The following is a 20985-nucleotide window of genomic DNA, read 5'->3' as shown; positions in this document are numbered from 1 at the left end:
ACAACCCTAGATTAACGGCTGTTCCTTAAAAGCGTAAATGCACGGTTGGCGCATCCGTTAACTTTTTAAATAAACAAACTTAGCTGCGGTTAGGATTAAAACACTATGTTTATGAAAATCAAGCTCCCTCAAACACTACTCAGTAGTCTCATTGTTTCTGTATTCATGACTGGCTGCACAACTCACTCAGAAGTCCCCAAAGAGGCAGACGCTGCGCTCTCAAGTGCCACCCCAGAAAATGCCACTGTTACTACACAGGTAGATCCCACTTTACCGCCCTTACCTATTGAAAAAACCGGAAATGTGGACGTTTTGCCGGCTAAATATCCTGAAAGCTGGATGTTTGTCGACGAATCAAGCTTTACCAGCATGTTTGGTGGCAAAGTAATCATTTTAGATATCAACGAGCCGAAACAATCTAAGCGCATCAAAGGTACGGCAGATAAGAACTTATTGGGTAATTTTGCCGCGGCAAAAACACGTCCTGAATTCTACATCGTCGAATCTTTCCACAGTCGCGGTAGCCGTGGCCCTAAAATTGATGTTCTGGCCATCTACGACAAAGTTACTCTGACACCGATTAAAGAAATCACCCTAGAACATACCCGCCTACAGTCGTTGCCAAGACGGGACGCAATAACCTTCTCAGCTGATGAAAAGTTTCTTTATATCGCCAACTTTAGTCCTGCCGCTTCGTTCACTGTAGTTAACCTAGACACCCATGAAGTGGCAGGTACCGTAGGCACACCTGGTTGCGTATTGCCCTTTCCCACTGGCAAACGCAGTGTTACCTCACTGTGTAGTAACGGCAGTTTATTAACAACAATCCTAGATGAAAATGGTGTCAAAGCATCGCAACAGCGGGTCGCGCCGTTTTTTGATACCGATAAAACACCCATATTTGAACGCCCTGCATACATCGATAATATCGCCTACTTCCCCAGCTTCGAAGGCGAAATACATGCAATCGATTTATCTGGTGAAGTTGCCGAATACAAAGGAAAGTGGAGTTTACTTAGCGAAGAACAAAAAGCGGCAGAGTGGCGACCTGGCGGCCTCGCCCTTGCCGATACAGATGAACATGGCCTAATGTATTTAATAATGAATGCAAACGGCTTTGATGGTTCGCAAACCCATGGCGGTGAGCAAGTTTGGGTATTTGACGTGAAAACGCAAACTCGAATAGCCACAATCGATGCGCCAAATTGGGCCGTGTCGGTAGCAGTAACCCGAGGTAAAGAACCAAAATTAGTTGTCACAAATGGGGAAATGAACCTAGATATCATCAACCCAAAAACAGGTGAGCTGGAAAAAACCATAAGTGATTTTGGAAACATTACCCCTATCGTTATTCATAAGGCTTATTAATGAATGTATTTAACTTTTTATCCGACGCGATTGCCTTATTCTTTTTATGGTTATTTATGCGCGCTGCCTTGCATAAATTGCATACAAGCAACGCAGAGTATTACAAACAACTTTTTTCTGAGTATGGAATTTCCCATGGGCAATTGGCATTAGCACTAAATTATATTTTGGGTGCATTTGAACTGGTTATTGCAGTTGCCCTTATTTTTGAAGCAACTCGAACACCGGCGGCAATGGCTGCGGCACTGCTTCTAAGTATGTATTTAATTGCCATGGCCATTCAATTAATGAAAGGCAAACGGGATATCAGCTGTGGTTGCAGCGGTCCAAACGCTCACATCAAAGTAAGCTGGCCGTTAATTATCAGAAATGGGCTGTTAGTGCCTTTGGTATTAACCTGCACCCTACAAACGGCGGGGTTTGCATCTTCTTTATGGTTCGCCGTGCTCATGACAGGTGCTTTTTTAATTTTAACTTATTCTTGCGTTGAGAACTTAATCGCTAACGCACAAAAGATTTCTATTTTGAGGACCCACTAATGGATTTTATTACCGTATCGAATAGTGTTTTGTGGATAGTTGTTATCTTACAATCCATCGTTATATTTGCTTTAACCCGACAAGTGGGTGTGCTGTTTGAACGCGTCGCCCCTGCTGGTGCCCTAGCCATGAATCAGACTTTGGAAGTTGGAGCGCCAGCGCCTAATTTAAGCCTGCAAACTTTGTCTTCAACACTAGTTGATGTAGGCGGCAAATCAAAGAACAACAAGTCACAATTAGTGTTTTTTGTCTCCCCCGACTGCCCAGTGTGTAAAAGCTTATTACCAGCACTAAAATCCGCGGCAAAATCAGAAAGTTCATGGATAGATCTTATTTTAGCCAGTGACGGCAAAACCCAAGATCACGCAGGTTTTGTGAAGCAATACGGTTTATCTGATTACCCTTATATAGTTTCAGAAGTGTTAGGAAAATCCTATGGGGTGGCAAAACTACCTTATGGTGTCGTCATTGATGAGCAGGGCAATGTTGCATCTATGGGTATCATTAACTCACGAGAGCACTTAGATAGCTTATTTGAAGCCAAAGAACGCAAAACCGCTTCGATCCAAGAGTTCATGCAAGGCCAACAAAGTAATGAACAGTTCGTGGAGGTTAAATAATATGAAGTTTTTAGACAGAATATTTGAAAAAAAGGCCCGTGAACTTGCACAAACTAACGGCAGACGAGGCTTACTCAAAAAGCTGGGGGCTAGCTTAGTTGGAGCTAGCGCAATCCCACTACTTCCTGTAGCTCGCGCAGCCGAACCGCAAAAACTCCCCCAAGAAGTTGGCGACCCAGGTAGCTGTGATTATTGGCGTTATTGCGCGGTAGATGGTTTTTTATGTGAATGTTGTGGTGGCTCAACTAATTCATGTCCTCCCGGGACCGAGATGTCACCTATTACTTGGATTGGTACCTGCACCAATCCCGTAGATGGACGCAATTATGTGATCTCATACAACGACTGCTGTGGCAAAACCCAATGCAACACTTGTCTATGTCAAAGGGATGAGGGCGATCGTCCATTATATCGGTCAGACAAATCTAACGATGTGAACTGGTGTCTAGGTGCAAGCAGTTCGGTGTATCACTGTTCAACCGCCATAGTGGTTGGCATTGCCTTTGATAAGTAATTACTTATGAAAAAGCGCCTTATCAACCTGCTCTTGTCATGCTGTGTCATTGCTGCAAATGCGAGTGCGGCTGAAACCATCAATGAAGCAAGAGCCCTATTTAACTATCAAATGTTATGTCAGGGTTGTCATGTGGGTGACGGCAGTGGAGGAAAAGATGTTCCCAACTTAAATGGTGCGGTTGGAATATTCTTAAATAGCGTCGCAGGACGAGAGTACCTAATCAAAGTCCCAGGTGCGGCTAACAGTGCGTTAGACAGTAAAGAACTCGCTGAATTGATGAACTGGATGATCCCGGTTATGGGAAAAGACAGTGTTCCAGATAACTTTGTCCCCTATACCGAACAAGAAGTCGCAAGGTTACGACAAGAGCCATTGATGGAAGTGGTTGAACATAGAGCTAATTTGTTAAAGCAAATTTTAGCTCACGACACTACAGACAACACTACAAATTAAACACCTTTTGAGAATTAATAATTATGAAAACTCCGTTAAAAAATGTGTGTATAAATATTTTGCTGTTAACCAGTTTCAGTTTGCTGACGGCGCAAACCTTTGCAGCCGATGATATCGAACGTCTAACCTCGAGTTGCACTGCTTGTCATGGTGATAACGGCGTAGCGGTCGCCAAAGAGTGGCCAAGTTTAGCGGGACAAAAACCAGGTTATTTACTCGCTCAATTAAAAGCCTTTAAAGATGGCAGTCGAGAAAATGTGTTGATGAGCGGCTTACTTACCAATTTCAGCGAACAAGAGTTACTCAAAATTGCCGATTATTATGCGAGTTTACCTTTCGACAAACCCCGTTCTGCATCTATCAATAAAGCTGGCGAAAATGTACGAGCAAATTGTATTTCATGCCACGGTATGACAGGCCAAACAATTAATGACACTTGGCCAAACTTAGCGGGCCAAAACAAAGAATACCTGCTTCAACAGTTAAAAGATTTTAGTAGCAACAAAAGACATTCAATTATAATGAATGTGATTGCCAGTGAATTAGACGAGCAGCAAATGCAAGACGTGGCCGAGTATTATGAGCAAATAGGCACAGTACAGTAAAATATCCCCGTGCCTCAATACGTAAACGCGGGACGAAAGCACCCGCCTACAAAAACAATCCCCCTGTAGCATGGTCTTTAGGCCATGACCAACAACAAACAAGCACGGGGCTAAAGCCACCACCTACAACACCCCCGTAGCATGGCCTTTAGGCCATGGACACCAACAAGCATCCACGGGGCTAAAACACCCACCTACAAAAGTAGGCTCTTCATTACCGAGACAACATCAAATTTCAGGCACAAAAAAACCAACTAAAAAGTTGGTTTAATGTTTGGTACCAGAGGGTAAGGCTGGTTTCTTTAGCAACGCAGTTGCGTCCAGCCGCACGACACGCCATGGATGGCGTGGCTGGGTGCGTCACCATGGACGGGTTCAACCTAGGTTTTGTATTATCCAACCTCGAAGAAACAAAACCACCCGTAGTCCGGCGAGCTAAATTTACTATGGTCCAGATACGACAAAACCTGCTAATAAGCAGGTTAAGTTTGGTACCAGAGGGTGAAACTGGGGCTCTCTGGAGCTCGGCTCCAGCCAGTTGAACGGCCGGACACGGACGTTCGGACTGGGTGCGCCACCAGGGACGGGTTCAACCTAGGTTTTGTGCTATCCAACCTCGGAGAAACAAAACCACCCGTAGTCCGGCGAGCTAAATTTACTATGGTCCAGATACGACAAAACCTGCTAATAAGCAGGTTAAGTTTGGTACCAGAGGCCGGACTTGAACCGGCACACCATTACTGGCGGCGGATTTTGAATCCGCTGCGTCTACCAATTCCGCCACTCTGGCAACGTACGTTTAATCAATTTGACTAAGCGTTTGGTATACTCGCTGTGCTAACGAGTGGCACGCATTATATCTTCGCATTTTCTGCTTGCAAGTATTTTATGCAATGAACCTCATCAAATGTCGATAAAATAAGCATTATCGACCATTTGGTGTGTTCATGGTGCCAACTTTTAATCATTAAGCGTAGGTATCTACCGTTTGCAAACTATCCGTAGTGGACTTTTGTCCACTAATTTCAGACAAAGCGTTCAGAAACTGGCTTCCTTTTTCTTCATCACTTAGTGTGCTGGCTTGAGACTTATTGCTATCCATAAATGCTTTTAGTTCATCATGCTGATCTTTCGTTAACGAACTTAGCATGGAACTAACTTGCTCTTGCTGATCTGATGACAAAGACGCAACCGATGACTCAAGACCCGGAGGCACTGCCCCTTGCGGCGGCGGTGGTGGACGTCTTTGTTGTGTACTGTCGGTATTAAGATCCGCCATATTAAATGAACTGCTTTGACCATTAATTTCCATAGTTTGCTCCTAAGTTAGGTTTAATTTCCTGATTGACGCTGTTCATGGCCTTCTGGCACAGCTACAAGCTCATCTTCCATGGTTTTACAGGTAGCGGTTAGAGTATCGCCGCGAGGCGTGCTAAAACTTACTTCATCGCCTTCACTTTTCCCAGAGCAAGCATCAATTGCTTCTTGTGGCGGCTTGCCACCTGGTCCACCACGTTCTGGTTTTGCAAGTGTTAAAGGGCTAGCTAGTACGGAACTCAAAATTAATAATGACATCAATGTTTTTTGCATTTGGTTGTTCTCCAAAGATAAACAAAATCTAAAAGGTTAAATTGACTATTTCTACGGCTTAAATGCTAACAAAGAAATGTGCAGAAAATGTGCACTAACCGTGGAATAAAGGGCTACTTCTGTTTTGTTACTAGTGCCAGTCCAATTCGCTCGATATACTTGCCCCATGAAAATGACACCTAAACTATTTTTAATTTTGTTGAGCCTTATCACCACTATGCTGGTGATTTCTTTGAGCCTTGCCCAATGGAGCTTCAAACAAGGATTTCTGGAATTTGTTTCCGGTATCGAACAAAGCCGTCTTGAGAAAATAAGCAATGATTTGTTGAGCCAATATACCTCCTCAGAAAACAGTTGGAAAGATGTACAGCGTATTGGTCTAGATGAGTTTATTTCAAACAACAAACGTTTTGATTCTCCGCCCAAATTTCCTCCAATGCACAATAGAGCTGCAGGAGAACGGCCAAGACGAGTGCCACCACCTCATCTGCAGCAACAACCCAATAGACAAGTTGGAGCTCCTAACTCAGATGAACCTTGGGGTGAAAAAGTATCTGGCCCGCCCACTGGATTATTTGATGTAGAGGGGAACTTAGTTACAGGTGAAGATCATTCAGCGAACAATCAAAATTCATTTAGCTACCCACTGTACGTAAATGATATAAAAGTGGGCGAGCTCAGAAGCTGGCCAAGTATTGAAGGTTCGTCAGAATCGGCAAGCTTATTCGCCCAACAACAACTTATTGCTTTTCTAATCATTGGCCTTGTATGCGCAATTCTAGCCGGATTGTTATCACTACTGGTGTCACGTAAATTGCTGCAACCCATCAAGTTAATTATGCAAGGAGTGTCACAACTTAGTAGCGGTAATTATAATGTGAATCTAACCACTGAGCGAAAAGATGAACTTGGCGAACTAATGGAAAATGTTTCTTATTTAAGCCAGACGTTGAATAAAAACCGTTCCGCCAAAAACCGCTTGTTTGCCGATATTTCCCACGAGTTAAGAACCCCTTTAACCGTATTAACCGGAGAAATTGACTTATTGAAAGAAGGGATTAGACCCTTTAACTTAACCAATTTACTTTCCCTCGAACAAGAAACTGAACGTCTTAATCACTTAATTGACGATTTGTACCAATTATCCTTATCCGATGTGGGCGCGTTAAAATACAACCTGGTTTATAGCAACTTATCTGAAACTGTAGAGCGCAGCATTCAAAGTGTGCAACTACAAGCCGAATCAAAAGGACTGAAAATCACCTCCCATATCCAACAAAACTTAAGTTTTAAAATGGATAATCGAAGAATAGAACAACTTTGTTTGAACTTACTGATGAATTCCATTGCCTATACTGAAGCTCCTGGCCAAGTGGATATTTCACTGTCTGTGCAACAAGATCAAATTAATCTACAGCTAAACGACTCCAAACCGTCGGTAAACCAAAACGACTGTGACAAGCTATTTGAGCCTATGTTTAGAGTCGATTCATCGCGCACCAGTAGAGAGTCAGGTGCAGGTTTAGGGCTGACAATTAGTAAAAATATTGCAGAGGCCCATCAGGGTCATATCAAAGCAACGCCATCTTCATTAGGTGGTTTATGTATCGAAGTGACATTCCCATTACCAAGGGGTGAGAAGTGAATCAACAAAAACATGTTCTGATAGTAGAAGATGAGCCGAAAATTGCGCAGATTTTAGTAGAGTTTCTGCAACTTGAAAGTTTTCAGGCAACGGTTTTACACGATGGCAAAAACGTCATTGAGTTCGTCAAAAAGCACTCCCCAGACTTTGTTATCTTAGATGTGATGCTGCCATTTAAGGATGGATACACTTTATGCAAAGAAATCCGCCAATTTTCAACGATTCCGATTCTAATGCTAACCGCGCGAGTCGATGAAATAGACAAAATTATGGGCTTAGGAATAGGAGCAGACGACTATGTTTGTAAACCTTTTTCAGCCAGAGAAGTAGTGGCAAGAGTGCAAGCTATACTGCGACGATTTGAGCAACAAACGATTGCTGTAGACAACCTTGTATCCTATAAAAATATTCAGTTGGACTTAGCCCGTCATCAGACTTCAGTAGACGACGTACATGTTGAATTAACACCGGTAGAGTTTCGCTTACTGCTAGCCTTGGTTAAACGTCCAGGTGTCGTGTTTTCCCGTGAACAGTTAATGAATACCTGTTACGAAGATGAACGCATTGTAAGTTCACGAACTATTGATAGTCATATGAAAAATCTACGAGCCAAATTGCAAACTGATCCGGCTGCAAGTTCTCTATTGCACTCCATTTATGGCGTGGGTTATAAAATTGAATAAAAATAGATAAATCCGCTATTTGAGTTCTAAAAACTAAATCAAAAAACCACGTTAATTACACCGTTTCTGCACATTTAACCCTTATGCTACTCCTCAATATACGATTGAGTAGAAAACAGAGGCGTGAAAATGCAAAAAACTCCACTTTTAGGCTTATTACTGGTTTTAACAACGGCATTTTTATACGGTTGCAATGGCAGCCAAACCGATGAAACGGCCAGCGATGAAGACACTAGTGGTGATGGCAGTTCCGTTACTGTTCAAGCCGTTTTCGATCCTGATGTTTTTCACGATGGTGCTTTGCTAGACACCCCAACGATTGAAAACTGTACCTTATCCGGTGGCACCACAACCACCTGTTACAGAGTGACTATTGCTGGTGAACCTGCCACAACCGAGATTGGCCCTTTCTGTCCACCGAGCATTGACTCAGATGCCAGTGAAGGCGGTATATGGTTTGATGGTTCTGGTGAGGTTTATGATATTGACGGCGAGTTTATCCTCAACCTTGAAAACCTCTACGGTGGCGATTGGCAGCTTTATGATCCCGAAACGGGCAAGGTTAATATAACCGATACTCAAGCTTCCTGCGAAGGAGCCGCCCGTCCAGATGTGGCAGAAGAATATCAAAATCATTGTGTAGAATGTTCGTTAAGCTACTTTGGTGGTGCTGTAGCAGAAACCTTTTTAATCCCCGTTGAACCTGTACCAATGAATAATCCTGACAGTATCAATAACAACAATTTAGGACTGACCGTAAATGGTGTGGTACTTGCGCCACCAGCACCAGTGGACGCCATTCTGTCGGCCAATACGATTGCAGCTTTTGATGATTGTGGCGGTCATATCAACCCCTTCGAAGGCTATCATTATCACGCTTCAACAGGCTGTACCGAATCCGTTTTCCAAAGTGATAACCATGCCAGTTTATTAGGTTACGCTCTGGACGGTTATGGAATATACGGTATGTTAAACATGGCCGGAGAAGAAGATTACGATCTAGACGAATGCCGTGGTCATAGCGACGATACCAGAGGCTATCATTATCATTCAGCCAGTGCGGGCGAAAACATGTTCATCGGTTGTTTCAAAGGTGAACAAGGTTCAATTGTCGCAGAATAAACAGCTAAGGAGAGAACGATGAAAAAATACTTAAGCGTGCTGGTTACATTAATCACATTTAATAGTTTTGCCCACCAGGGGCATGTAGATGATACGGCGTTATTAGCCTGCACGGAAAAGCAGAAATCGGACCCATGTGCTTATGTTGCATCTAACTTAAAACTACACAAAGGAAGTTGCCAACAATTCAATCAGCATTTCATTTGTGTTCGCAACCAACCCCTTGAAACGGTGACTGATAAGGAATTAGCTAAATTACGCTCTGAAGGAGAGGTAGCAATTTCTGCTTGGCTGTCAAAGCAACATGAGCACCATGAAGATCATTAAGACACTAAACATAAGGGGTTACTTGAGGGCTGACTTCGTCCCCTACTGCTATTACAAGTTAATCAAGTTACTCTAAAAGGCTTTTATTGGTCACTGAAGTCATACACTTTAGGCAGATAAAAGTCTTCCCCCGCTTTATGCTTTTTCTCCATCACATCAAAAAGAGAGCGGATTGAGATGCCGTGTACCTTAACCACATTTAACTTTTTATGAAGATCGTCAATAAAATCCTCGCTAATATTATGGGCATATTTGATTAACTCTAAGTCTGCTTCATCACCGATATCAAAATAGCTTTGTATAAAAGTATGTAGTTGCGCTATGCGAAACAGCACTTTCATGGAGCTGGGGACCCAGCGCTTAAATTCCATATCAGGATGATTTATTACTTCTCTGTCTATTTCCTGGTTTTTCATCCAAGGGATACAATGAACTTCGAAACCTCTATGGGTAAATACCTTATAGATAGATAATCTGGGCCCATGAGTAAACTCAATGGAATCAAGTGGCCCTTTCTTAGCTTCAAGAGTTGTGGCATTCCAATTTGACTGATCTAATAAACCGTCAAGGGAGTTTTCAAAGCCATACCGAAACATGCCCTCTGCAAGACCCAGAGAAGTGGACACTGCGTGGTAAAACGGAGGGACATTATTAAAGGTGATTTTTTGTTTAAGACGATTAATGTCACGTAAAACTAAATCTTGACCATTTTTGATGTTAGACGTTGGAGGCATTTTTCCTAGTGCATTTAACCAAATCCATATAAATGAATACTCTACTCCAATTTGGTTAAATGCAAGGTAAACCTACGTCTGATAACCAGTATTACGCAGCTTTGTATTCATTCCAAAAGCATTTAAACTTTTCATGAGACATGATTGCACCTCGGTGATTAGTCACTTCTTTGGCTACCGCGGCGGCCTGTTCAATTGCGCTTTTAATATCTAATCCCGCAATTCTAGCACCAAGGTACACACCCGCAAACGCATCTCCAGCAGAAGTGGTATCGACTACATTGGGGTTTGGGTTCACTTGCACTTCATACAAAGCATCTTTGGAATAACCTAAAATACTTTTTGAGCCATCTTTAATGATCAACTCATCAAAACCACAGGTACGTAAAAATTTGACTATTTGCTCTGGTTGACGCAACTCAAACAATTCAAAATCTTCAATTCCCGGTAGCAATATATTGGCGACTTGGAAGCCTTGACCAATGGCATTTTTAGCGACTTTAGGGTTTTCCCATAAACTCGGGCGATAGTTTGGATCAAAGGCGATATTCACTCCTTTGTTGCGCAAACGACAAAGCATATGAAGTAACTTTGCACGGTCAATGTCGTCTAAAATCGCTAGGGTAATTCCTGAAAAAAAGATAAGTTGAGACTTTTCTAATGCTTGTTCTGCATCCGCTGACAAATTTTTCATTAGCTGTTTGGCTGCAGAGTCACTGCGCCAATACAAAAAAGAACGCTCACCTTGCTCATCTGTTTGTACCATGTAGGTACCCATGATTCGTTTTGCATCAACTTCGATAAAACGATTATCTAAACCTTCATGATGTAAGGTGTCGAGTAGTTGAGCGCTGACAGCATCACTACCGATACAACTCATGAAGTTGACATCTAAATGCTCAAAAGCACGTTTCATATAAACACTACTGTTGTATGTATCTCCAGCAAAGCTTTTATAAAACTTGTCGTGGTCATATTGACTTAGTTCCATCATACACTCTCCAATCATGACAATAGGTTTTGCTGAATGTATGTTCGAATCAGTACTTTTTTGCATCTTTATTTAGCTCTCTTGTTTGTAAAACCACACCTAGATCAGGATGATCTGCTATTTATGTCTAGCTTCTGACGATTCTTAGATTAAGGAAAAATCGCCAACAACAAACTAACCAAAACAGAATCATAACATTACCAATTATAAATATTGGTCTTACCACAATAGCAAATTGTAGAGATGATAGATTTTTCACAAAAAATGACTATTTTAAAATTAGGTAGGAGAGGAATAGGCCACCGAGGTGGCCACCGCAGGGTACGCGGGCGAAACCTAAGTTACCCGAACAAACCAAATTGTCAACCAAAATATAAAAAAGGTATAACCAAAAAACAACTCTATTAGCTTACTAGTGCAAACCTCTCACTAGCCAATTTAGGTTTGGCTCTTTGTTGAATTTATGCGCGGTGAAAATTAACATATGTAATTAAAATTAAGCACTTAACAAGATCCGTAAACAGATTAAGGTGTAGACTAGAGGGAATAAAAAACCTTTACTCAACGAGATTAGATAAGAGCGGTTGCTCTGCCTATTTAAATCAAAAACAAACCTTGTTCGACCAACCAATATTTAATCGCTAACCAGAGTAAAAAGTTAGGCTCTTTACTAGAGCTAAGTATACAAATTGGTTTTGGAGTTAAGTGCGAGTATAATTCACGGATTATTTAGTGCAGACTTAACGAACTTGTTCTTTGCTGTAAAATTTTGTTTCAGGAAAAATTTAGAAAATGAAAAATCGTCGTATGTTTTGGCAGATTGTAAGTAAGATCGAATCTCAAATTGATGCTGGCCGCTACCCTGTGGGCAGTCGCCTTCCTCCGGAACGGGAATTAGCAGAGAACTTTGAAGTCAGTCGCCCAACTATACGCGAAGCAATCATTGCATTAGAAGTTAGAGGTAGAGTTGAAGTTAAAGTAAGTTCAGGTGTGTATGTCATCGATAGTGCATCGAAAGGTCAGGCAACACCAAAAATAAGTGCCTTTGAACTTACTCAAGCAAGAGCTTTGGTTGAAGGTGAAGCTGCTGCCCTAGCAGCCGTATCAATTACGGATAAGGAGCTAGAAGCACTCGAGAAGACATTGGAAGCAATGGAAAATGGTGATGAACCAGAAGTTGCTGACCGTGAGTTTCATTCAATTATTGCCACAGCAACACGCAATACCGCTTTACTGTATTCAATTCAGCATTATTGGACTTTACGTGAATCTCAACCTCAAATTGTCACCGCTTATAAGAGTGTTTGCAGTAGCAGTGTTCAAGATCGTCTCGAAGAACACAGACGAATTTATCTAGCGTTGAAAGATCATGACTCGCAAGAAGCAAGAGCAGCTATGCACGGTCATTTCCATCGTTTGATTAATTCATTATTTGAAATATCTGAAGCAGAAGCGTTAGAAGAAGTCCGTAAAAAGTCGAATGAAACCCGTGATAGGTATTCACTCACTCACTTGGTAGGCTAACCGCTGCTCCATTACTCGCGTGTAGAATATATTTTTAATTTAAAGCGTTAGCAAAATGACTGCTGGCTAATTGATGCTGAAAAATTTATGCACGCTTTGAAATACAACAATTTAGGTTGAAATGTCCGATACTACCCAACACTTTCCCCGCGCTGGCTTTTTTAAACGCTTAGCAGCCATGATATATGACATTCTAGTTGCCGTGGCTATTGGTATGTGTGCAGGGCTGATTTATTCCGTTATTGGTTTAGTCTTATTTGAAAACGGTGTTATTGCTAATCAAGGTTTTGAACATTTCATGGATTTTACCGATCATGCCCTATGGTTCAAAATTAGTGAGCAAATTTGGGTTGGTTTTTGGATTTTAGTATTTTTTCTGTGGTTTTGGCGCAACGGCGGGCAAACCATTGGCATGCGAGCTTGGCGCTTGCGTTTGTTTAGCACCACTGATGAACCCTTAGGTTATGGCCGAGCACTTATGCGGATTATATTTTCTCTGGGTGGATTAGGTACGCTATTGGTGTTATTTGATGTCAAAAACAAACAATCTTTGCAAGATAGACTAGCAGGCACTGAAATGTTGGTTCTAACTAAAGATGCTAATCACCACCGTGCTTGGAAATCACTTTAAACCAGCTAAGTGGAACCACTAATAGTCACTACAAATGGAAGTTTATTTACCGCCGCTAGCCCTTACGCAGCCCCGCCGGTAAAGAAATCCACCTTCACCTCAGCTGCGTAAAATGTTCAGTATGGTGCAATGATTATTTTTTATGCTTTTTGTGGTGCACAACTTAATCTCATTCTACTTCTTATAAAAACCCGAAAGCCCCATAAATAAAAATTATCTATATATTTCATAAAGTTAAAATCACCGCAAAAAACTGACCATCCGGTCAACTTACTGGCATCTTTTGTGCTAACTCTCTTAACTAATTGATACAAAAATAATTATCAATTAATTGAAAAAGAATTACACACAGCCAGGAAACACACAATGAAAAATAATAAAAAACAAAAGTTAAACCCTCTAGCATTGGGAATTGCTATTGGTCTTGCGGCTTTGCAACCAATAAACTTATATGCTCAAGAAGCTGAAGAAGATGCAACGGAAAGCGTGGAGCGAATTTCGGTTACAGGTTCTTTAGGCAGCCTACCTGGTCAAGATGTGGAATCAGTATTCGGTTTTGGTAAATCGATATTAGAAACGCCTCGTTCAGCCTCCACAATTAGTGATGAACAACTCGAGCGTTTTGCTGTATCAGACATAGATGAATTAGTTGCATTCGCACCAGGAACTTATACCCAATCATTCTTTGGTGTTGCCGGTTCTTTGGATGTCCGTGGAACTCCAGGTGAAGCCTATTTTCGGGGTGTTAAACGCCTAGATAACCCTGGAAACTACCCCACTCCAATTGGAGCTTCAAGCAGTATTGATATTGTAAGAGGGCCAGCTTCTCCTATTTACGGACCAGCAAAAATTGGCGGATACCTTAACTTTAACCCTAAATCTGCCCGCGCTAGCGGCGGCCAATATTTAGATGAAAACAAAGGTGCATTCTCATATACATTGGGAAGTTGGGATAAAAGTGTGTTAACTGCTGAATTAGGCGGACCAGCTTCTATCGGCGATAAAAAAATGGGCTTCTACCTTTATGGTGAAGTAGAAAACTCGGGGAGCTATTATGACAATTCAGCAACCGATCAGACCGTATTACAAGCGTCCTTTAATATAGACGTAACCGATAACTTGCGCTTTGAGTTTGGTGGAATGCATCATGATTATGACGGGAACCAAGTTGCTGGTTGGAACCGCTTAACTCAGGATTTAATTGACACTGGAACCTATATAACCGGTACCGCTAAAAACATTGATACCGATGGTTCAGGTGCTATTTCCCACGAAGAGTATGGCGCTGTAAACCTAGCCGGAGAAAACTTTTTCTACGCATTTGCACCAGCATTCACCGATGCTGACGCCACTGAGTTAATGCAGCTTGATAACCCTGGCACAACAACATTAAGCGGTAACCAAGTATTAGTCGCCGCCGACGATGTACTAACCAACACAGTAGATACTCTATATTTCGATATTATTTATTACACAGATAATGATTGGGAAATTAAAAACCAAATGTTTTATGAGGCATATGAAAACCTCAACGAAAATGCCTATGGTTTCTCACAATTCCATGAAAGTTCTGTTTTCGAAAACAAATTGATTTTCTCCACTGAATACGAAAGTGACTCTCTACTTGCACAGTTTCAAGTTTCACCGTCTGTTCGACGCACTCAATTCTTGCATGGTGATGACTTTACCTATGAGTACTTCAACCGTCGCGATCTAACCATGGAATCAACTGCATTAGATAGACGTGAGTTGGCCACCCGTATTGACGATAATTACGATAACTATGACGAAGGTCATTACATCGATTATGGCATTGCGGCGATGACCGATTTAACTTGGGATTTCGGTCTTAATATCGTTTTAGGTCTTCGCTATGACACTATCGATGTAGAAACCACTAGCCACGGTGACAAACTACTAGTAAAAGGCCCAGTGGTTACTGCTGAAGATACTTTCAGTGGAACCTCTTGGAACACTAGTATTTCATATAAAACAAGCTTTGGTTTGATTCCTTACATTACTGTTGCTGAACAAGCTACAGTGATTGCCGGTCAAGGTGCTGAGATTGGCTATGGTCAGTTAATTGATGATGAGGGCAATTCATATAACGGTGCATTTGATACATCTGAATTAAAAGAGATTGGTATTAAAGGCTCGTTCTTAGATGATACCTTGTATTTTGCGTTATCTTCATATGTACAAGAACGATCTGATTTCAATGCCCAAGCCATCGTTACAAATGCCACGACCGAAAACAAAGGAACTGAGTTTGAATTACGCTGGGTTGTAAATGAACAGTTAGTTGTAACTGCTGGTTATACCAACATGAAAGTGTACAACTTAACTGCGTACAATAATGGAAATGGTGGTTCATTATTCGGTTTCTTAGGTGCTGAAGATCTTACCAGCCTATCTGATCCATCACTTGTATTTGGTGGTAATCCAATCGGCTTAACGTTAATAGATGCCGGTGCTAGTAAAGAAGATGCCCGTAAGCAAGGGATTCCAGAAAACATCTACACCGCAACCGCGACCTATGACTTCCAAAACGGTTTTGCTATAAACGGAAGTGTAATTAGAGCTGACGAAACTTATTCAAGTTTCTCTAAATCAGTTGAGTTACCTGCGTATACCTTGGTGAATGCGGGCGTAGTTTACGATGCAGATACCTGGACAGCGAGTTTATCCATTAAGAACCTTACGGATGAAAAATACTATCGCGCAAACTTCCCAGATCTGTTTGGTGCTCAAATTGTATTGCCTGAGTTACCAAGACACTACCAAGCGAAATTTAGCTATAAATTTTAATGTTAGCAATAACATAAAAATAAGTTAATTAACGCTTTATTGGTATAGGGGTAAATATGTTTTTGTGACATATTTACCCTTTTCACAGGAATCGACAAATGTTTAGCATTAATCTCCAAAAATTAGTTAGCAGCGCAATATTCAGTTTCGCTATATTAGGATTGGCGGCTTGCACTGTCGATAACAGTGAACCTAATTCAACAGCGCCGATTGCAGTTAAAGTAGTGGTTGTCACTATGTTTGAAATTGGTGAGGATGAGGGTGATAAACCCGGTGAATTCCAACTCTGGAAAGCGGGTCAGAAGTTATCTACAAAATTCGATTTTCCCCATTCCCATCACGATATTTATATGAACACTGACACGGGTGTTATGGGAATTGTCACGGGCATGGGCACAGCTAAAGCCACTGCTGCTATTATGGCATTAGGCTTGGATCCTCGCTTTGATTTTAGTAAAGCCTACTGGTTAGTGGCTGGTATAGCCGGTTTTGACCCCGCAGACGCGTCCATAGGTTCTGCTGCATGGGCCACTTGGTTAGTAGATGGTGATCTCGCTCACCAAATTGACGCTAGAGAAATACCCGAAGAATGGTCTACTGGCTATTTCCCGTTATTCGCAACAGCTCCTTACCCAGACAGCAAACACGCTTCAGATACACCACATAATCCCAATGGTGAAGTTTATCAGTTGAATCCTGGTTTAACTGAATGGGCCTTTTCCCTAACTAAAGATATCCAATTAACTGATTACCCGGCAATGGCCGAGTTACGTGAAAAATATAGCAGTTTTGCCAATGCTCAACGAAAACCTTTCGTGCTCAAAGGCGACCAGCTTGCCGCATCTACTTTTTGGCATGGAAAGCGCCTGAATAAATGGGCAAATGACTGGACTAAATATTGGACTAACGGTGAGGGTAACTTCGTCAGCTCTGGTATGGAAGACACTGGTACAATGCAAGCGATAGAATATTTGCACCGAATTGGCAAAGCCGATAGAGACAGAGTGATGGTGCTACGCACTGGTAGCAACTATTCTATGCAACCTGAAGGTTTAAGCGCTGCGGAAAATTTAGCAATGGAAAGTGGTGAAGCAGGTTTTGCTGGTATGCGCTCGGCATTGGAGTCGGCGTATACCGTTGGCAGCACCGTTGTAGAAGCCTTGCTTGACGATTGGCACATATATAGCCAAACTCCACCAAGCCCTTGATTTTAATATACTAAAAATATGCTAACAAAAATCAGAATAAATATAATAAAAAGAGACATCACTTAATGAATACACTTCTAGAGCGCTTTTTTAGTCTATCGGAACATAGCACTAACTTTAAGACAGAATGCATAGCTGGGCTAACGACATTCGCTGCTATGTCATATGTATTGGTGGTTAATCCGAGCATTTTATCTGCATCTGGTATGCCCGTTGCTGGCCTAATTACAGTCACCGCATTAGCGGCCTGTATTGGCACTTTGTTAATGGCTTTCATGACCAATTACCCCATTGCTATGGCACCGGGTATGGGGTTAAACGCTTTCTTCGCGTTTACCATATGCATTACTCGCGAAGTCCCATGGGAAGCGGCCCTTGGCATTGTCTTCTGGAACGGTATTTTATTTGTTTTGCTGTCGTTATTAGGAATACGCAAAAAAATCGCTGACTCCATCCCCGCAGCCCTGAAAATAGGCGTGCAATGCGGCATAGGCTTGTTTATCGCATTTATTGGGTTGAAAAATGCCGGTCTAATTATCGATAACCCAGCCACTTTAGTATCACTTGGGGATCTTTCTCAACCCGTCACCCTACTCGCATTAGTGGGCATAGTTGGAACCATAATATTAGTGGCAAAGAATGTCACAGGGGCTATTTTAATCTCTGTGATTGGTCTAGCGATTATTGGTGCTTTCATTCCCTATGGCGAAGGTATGTTAACCCCAACGCCCACGGGAATTATAGGCTTACCGGAGAGTATATCCTCGACGTTTTTTGCTATGGATATTATGTATCCCATAGAAAATTTCGCACACACCTGGGATTTAATATTCGCCCTGCTGTTTGTGAATATGTTCGATACCATAGGCACTTTGATTGGCGTGTCACGTAAAGCCAACTTACTCGATAGCAAAGGTGAGTTACCCAAAATGGGAAGTGCTATGACAGCCGATGCGGCTGCTAGTGTAGTTGGGGCAACGTTGGGAACATCACCAGTCACCTCATACGTTGAGTCAGCCTCAGGAGTGTCAGCAGGCGGGCGAACTGGCCTTACTGCAGTTGTAGTGGGTGTGTGTTTCGTTTTAGCTCTATTTTTCACCCCACTAATGGTCGTCATACCGGTAATGGCTACAACTCCAGCACTAGTGATGGTGGGCATATTTATGATGGAGTCAATTCGACAAGTAGATTTTGACGACCTACCTTCATTAGCAACGGCGACAGTGGCACTGCTGGCGATGCCCCTAACTTTTAGTATTAGTGAAGGTATCGCTTTAGGCTTTATTACTTATGTTGGGGTGAACCTGGGCATGGGGAAATATAAACAAATATCTATGCTTACATACATTATGGCGGCTATCTTTTTATTACGTTATATATTTAACATAAAATAAATAACAGACTCTCAACTGTCAGCCTATTTTTGGGGCCTAACGTCGAAGTAAAAAGCCTGCAATCGCAGCAAATACCAGACTCGGCGTGATAGCTCCAAGGAAAGGCGGCAGTTGAAAAACTAAGCTAAATGTTCCAAAGGTTTCATTGCTAATAAAAAACGCAAAGCCAGCTAAGACCCCCATGATTACCCTTGCTCCCATTGTCACACTGCGCAACGGACCAAATACAAATGACAACGCTAACAACAACATCACACCAATAGAAACAGGTTGTAATATTTTACGCCAAAATGCCAAGCTGTAACGACCTGAGTCTTGGCTATTATTTTGTAAATACTGAACATAACCATTAAGACCTTGAATCGACAAAGCCTCGGGTTTAACACTTACTACACTCAACTTATCTGGCGTAAGCGTAGATTGCCAGCTGCCAACTTTTACATTTTGGCCACGGATTTTTTTATCACCAATAAAGGTATAGTCGACGTTAGTTAAACGCCAAACATCATCCACAAACTCCGCTTTTTCTGCACTGGTAATTTGACGAAGATTTAAATCAGCATCAAATTCATAAACGTTAATATCGATGAGGTTATTACTATCGACCACCTCGCCAATGCTGACAAAGTTATCACCGTCTTTGGCCCACACTAAACTGTCGGATGAGTATAAACTGCCGCCATATATAGCTTCAGTTCGTATTTCTTTAGCCTTAGCCTCAGTCACCGGAGCCACCCACTCACCTATTGCCATAACGAACACAACCATAACTACCGCCGTCTTCATGGCGGAAACTGTGATATTCCAGCGTGATAAACCGGCAGATTGCATAATGACGAGTTCCGAATTACTCGCCAGAATACCTAACCCAATCAGTCCACCTAATAAGGTCGCCATAGGGAAAAATTGTTCTAACTCTCTAGGTAGACTGAGTAATACATATATCCCAGCAGCGGTCATGTCGTAACTACCACGACCGACACTTTTCATTTGTTCTACGAATTTAATTAAGGCACTCAAACCTACAAGTACCGACAAGCTTATAGCCGTTGTACCGAGTAACGTTCTGGCAATATAAATATCAAGAATACGTAGCATGTTTAGCCTCTTCCCATTGCGGCTCTTAGCCGCACTCCAATGGGACGTCCTTTAACCACTAGGGCTACACCAATTACCAGCACGACGCCATGTACCCACCACAATCCGAAGGCCGGCGGGATTTTACCATCTTCTAACACTTTTCGACCGGCCATCAACAACATAAAGTACCCAAGGTAGAGCAATAATGCCGGGAACATTTTACCAAAACGTCCTTGTCGCGGATCGACCGAGCTTAAGGGCACAGCAATTAGAATAAGAAAAGGCAGTGACAACGGGATAGCAATCCGCCACTGTAATTCGGCTATCGCCTCAATACTGTCATCATCCAACAAATCTAACGTTGGAATAGCCGTCATTTTACGACGTTTTTGTTCCGCTTCGCGCTCTGAAATCTCAATTTGATACTGATCGAATTCAACCACACGGTAATCCAACTGGCCTCTTTTGCCTTCGTATTGAACCCCTTGTTGCAAAATTAGTTGCTGAGAACCCTCGGCATCCAGACTCACCAGCCCTTTTTGTGAATACACAATATGCACACCCTGCTCGTCAGTTTTATCATGCTGGGCTAAAAACACTTTATTTAGTGAAGCATTATCAGAATCAATATTATGCACAAACATCACCGCTTTTCGATTAGCGGTTTCTTGAAAACGCCCAGCGATTAGGGCTGTTAAACCACTTTCAGCTCCAGCCTTTTCTTGTAACTGATATTCACTTTCAACTGATAACGGAGCCAACCATAAGGTTAAGGTTGCGGTGACGACTAACATAAACACCGACAACACTAACATCACTCGGGTAATGTACCACTCACTGATACCGCAGGCCCGCATCACCGACATTTCGCTGTCTACGTACATTCGTCCATGGGCTAACATCACCCCTAAAAACAAACTTAAAGGAAGTATCAACGAGGCTAAATAAGGGGTACTTAAGGCGAGAAAGCCCAATACTAAACTAGCAGGAATTTCGCCGTCAGAGGCGTCTGCCAACACCCGCACGAAATTACGTGTGAGAAAAATAGCCATAATGACAAGAAACACAGCCAGCTGTGACTTTACGGTTTCTTTAAGTAAATAACGGAATATCAGCACTTTTTGTCCAAGGTAAAAGTCGCTTTTT

21 protein-coding genes and 1 tRNA gene are annotated in these 20985 nt (G+C 42.1%); 15 read left to right on the top strand and 7 right to left on the bottom strand.

Annotated features, from left to right (window positions below):
• Positions 1-105: 105 nt before the first annotated feature.
• The 6 genes from ABJV04_RS11060 to ABJV04_RS11035 are packed head-to-tail and all read left to right on the top strand — an operon-like array spanning position 106 to position 4102.
• Positions 106-1368, top strand: a complete 1263-nt coding sequence (locus ABJV04_RS11060; RefSeq protein ID WP_348491574.1) for an amine dehydrogenase large subunit — start codon at positions 106-108, stop codon at positions 1366-1368.
• Complete coding sequence (locus ABJV04_RS11055) at positions 1368-1907, top strand: MauE/DoxX family redox-associated membrane protein (protein ID WP_348491573.1); 540 nt, start codon at positions 1368-1370, stop codon at positions 1905-1907. The genes ABJV04_RS11060 and ABJV04_RS11055 overlap by 1 nt, the downstream gene beginning before the upstream one ends.
• Positions 1907-2527, top strand: a complete 621-nt coding sequence (locus tag ABJV04_RS11050) for a redoxin family protein (protein WP_348491572.1) — start codon at positions 1907-1909, stop codon at positions 2525-2527. The genes ABJV04_RS11055 and ABJV04_RS11050 overlap by 1 nt, the downstream gene beginning before the upstream one ends.
• Before the next feature lies 1 nt (position 2528).
• Complete coding sequence (locus tag ABJV04_RS11045; protein WP_348491571.1) at positions 2529-3041, top strand: methylamine dehydrogenase light chain; 513 nt, start codon at positions 2529-2531, stop codon at positions 3039-3041.
• A 6-nt stretch (positions 3042-3047) separates the two neighbouring features.
• Positions 3048-3497 (top strand): cytochrome c, class I, encoded by a 450-nt coding sequence (locus tag ABJV04_RS11040; protein WP_348491570.1) that lies wholly within the window; start codon positions 3048-3050, stop codon positions 3495-3497.
• 23 nt (positions 3498-3520) lie between these two features.
• A complete protein-coding gene (locus ABJV04_RS11035; RefSeq protein WP_348491569.1) occupies positions 3521-4102 on the top strand; it encodes a cytochrome c in 582 nt (193 codons plus the stop codon).
• A 703-nt stretch (positions 4103-4805) separates the two neighbouring features.
• Here the strand turns inward: ABJV04_RS11035 and ABJV04_RS11030 are convergent.
• The 3 genes from ABJV04_RS11030 to ABJV04_RS11020 all read right to left on the bottom strand — a co-directional run bounded on the left by ABJV04_RS11030 (position 4806) and on the right by ABJV04_RS11020 (position 5692).
• Positions 4806-4892 (bottom strand) — tRNA-Leu (locus tag ABJV04_RS11030).
• Positions 4893-5069: 177 nt separating this feature from the next.
• Positions 5070-5414 carry a hypothetical protein gene (locus tag ABJV04_RS11025; protein WP_348491568.1) on the bottom strand — a complete coding sequence of 115 codons (345 nt, stop codon included), beginning with the start codon at positions 5412-5414 and terminating at the stop codon, positions 5070-5072.
• Positions 5415-5434: 20 nt separating this feature from the next.
• Entirely contained in the window at positions 5435-5692 is a 258-nt protein-coding gene (locus tag ABJV04_RS11020; RefSeq protein WP_348491567.1) for a hypothetical protein, read from the bottom strand.
• Positions 5693-5858: 166 nt separating this feature from the next.
• Here ABJV04_RS11020 and ABJV04_RS11015 point away from each other — a divergent pair, with 166 nt between their 5' ends.
• The 4 genes from ABJV04_RS11015 (at position 5859) to ABJV04_RS11000 (ending at position 9469) form a co-directional block, all read left to right on the top strand.
• Positions 5859-7337, top strand: a complete 1479-nt coding sequence (locus tag ABJV04_RS11015) for an ATP-binding protein (RefSeq protein ID WP_348491566.1) — start codon at positions 5859-5861, stop codon at positions 7335-7337.
• The gene (locus tag ABJV04_RS11010) at positions 7334-8020 is read left to right on the top strand and encodes a response regulator (protein WP_348491565.1); all 687 of its coding nucleotides are present in this window, start codon (positions 7334-7336) and stop codon (positions 8018-8020) included. The genes ABJV04_RS11015 and ABJV04_RS11010 overlap by 4 nt, the downstream gene beginning before the upstream one ends.
• Before the next feature lie 129 nt (positions 8021-8149).
• Positions 8150-9142, top strand: a complete 993-nt coding sequence (locus tag ABJV04_RS11005) for a YHYH protein (RefSeq protein WP_348491564.1) — start codon at positions 8150-8152, stop codon at positions 9140-9142.
• An 18-nt stretch (positions 9143-9160) separates the two neighbouring features.
• The gene (locus ABJV04_RS11000) at positions 9161-9469 is read left to right on the top strand and encodes a hypothetical protein (RefSeq protein ID WP_348491563.1); all 309 of its coding nucleotides are present in this window, start codon (positions 9161-9163) and stop codon (positions 9467-9469) included.
• Between the two features lie 83 nt (positions 9470-9552).
• Here the strand turns inward: ABJV04_RS11000 and ABJV04_RS10995 are convergent, their stop codons facing one another.
• Both ABJV04_RS10995 and ABJV04_RS10990 read right to left on the bottom strand, forming a co-directional pair.
• The gene (locus tag ABJV04_RS10995; RefSeq protein ID WP_348491562.1) at positions 9553-10203 is read right to left on the bottom strand and encodes a hypothetical protein; all 651 of its coding nucleotides are present in this window, start codon (positions 10201-10203) and stop codon (positions 9553-9555) included.
• A gap of 91 nt (positions 10204-10294) precedes the next feature.
• On the bottom strand, positions 10295-11212 hold the full coding sequence (locus ABJV04_RS10990; RefSeq protein ID WP_348491673.1) for a sugar kinase: 918 nt from the start codon (positions 11210-11212) through the stop codon (positions 10295-10297).
• A 774-nt stretch (positions 11213-11986) separates the two neighbouring features.
• On the opposite strand from ABJV04_RS10990, the gene ABJV04_RS10985 reads away from it, so the two are divergent.
• The 5 genes from ABJV04_RS10985 to ABJV04_RS10965 all read left to right on the top strand — a co-directional run bounded on the left by ABJV04_RS10985 (position 11987) and on the right by ABJV04_RS10965 (position 18759).
• The gene (locus ABJV04_RS10985; RefSeq protein ID WP_348491561.1) at positions 11987-12718 is read left to right on the top strand and encodes a FadR/GntR family transcriptional regulator; all 732 of its coding nucleotides are present in this window, start codon (positions 11987-11989) and stop codon (positions 12716-12718) included.
• A gap of 121 nt (positions 12719-12839) precedes the next feature.
• A complete protein-coding gene (locus ABJV04_RS10980) occupies positions 12840-13349 on the top strand; it encodes an RDD family protein (RefSeq protein WP_348491560.1) in 510 nt (169 codons plus the stop codon).
• Positions 13350-13715: 366 nt separating this feature from the next.
• The gene (locus tag ABJV04_RS10975) at positions 13716-16157 is read left to right on the top strand and encodes a TonB-dependent receptor (RefSeq protein WP_348491559.1); all 2442 of its coding nucleotides are present in this window, start codon (positions 13716-13718) and stop codon (positions 16155-16157) included.
• Positions 16158-16255: 98 nt separating this feature from the next.
• Positions 16256-17365 carry a purine nucleoside permease gene (locus ABJV04_RS10970; RefSeq protein ID WP_348491558.1) on the top strand — a complete coding sequence of 370 codons (1110 nt, stop codon included), beginning with the start codon at positions 16256-16258 and terminating at the stop codon, positions 17363-17365.
• A gap of 65 nt (positions 17366-17430) precedes the next feature.
• The gene (locus tag ABJV04_RS10965) at positions 17431-18759 is read left to right on the top strand and encodes an NCS2 family permease (protein ID WP_348491557.1); all 1329 of its coding nucleotides are present in this window, start codon (positions 17431-17433) and stop codon (positions 18757-18759) included.
• A gap of 36 nt (positions 18760-18795) precedes the next feature.
• Here ABJV04_RS10965 and lptG read toward each other — a convergent pair whose 3' ends face one another.
• Both lptG and lptF read right to left on the bottom strand, forming a co-directional pair.
• The gene (gene lptG / locus ABJV04_RS10960) at positions 18796-19857 is read right to left on the bottom strand and encodes an LPS export ABC transporter permease LptG (RefSeq protein ID WP_348491556.1); all 1062 of its coding nucleotides are present in this window, start codon (positions 19855-19857) and stop codon (positions 18796-18798) included.
• A 2-nt stretch (positions 19858-19859) separates the two neighbouring features.
• Positions 19860-20957, bottom strand: coding sequence for an LPS export ABC transporter permease LptF (lptF, locus tag ABJV04_RS10955; RefSeq protein ID WP_348491555.1), 1098 nt, complete (start codon positions 20955-20957; stop codon positions 19860-19862).
• Positions 20958-20985: the final 28 nt, after the last annotated feature.

The organism is Aliiglaciecola sp. (assembly GCF_039982535.1).
In the GTDB taxonomy this organism is placed as follows: Bacteria; Pseudomonadota; Gammaproteobacteria; order Enterobacterales; family Alteromonadaceae; genus Aliiglaciecola.
This window is presented reverse-complemented; position numbering and strand designations above follow the sequence as displayed.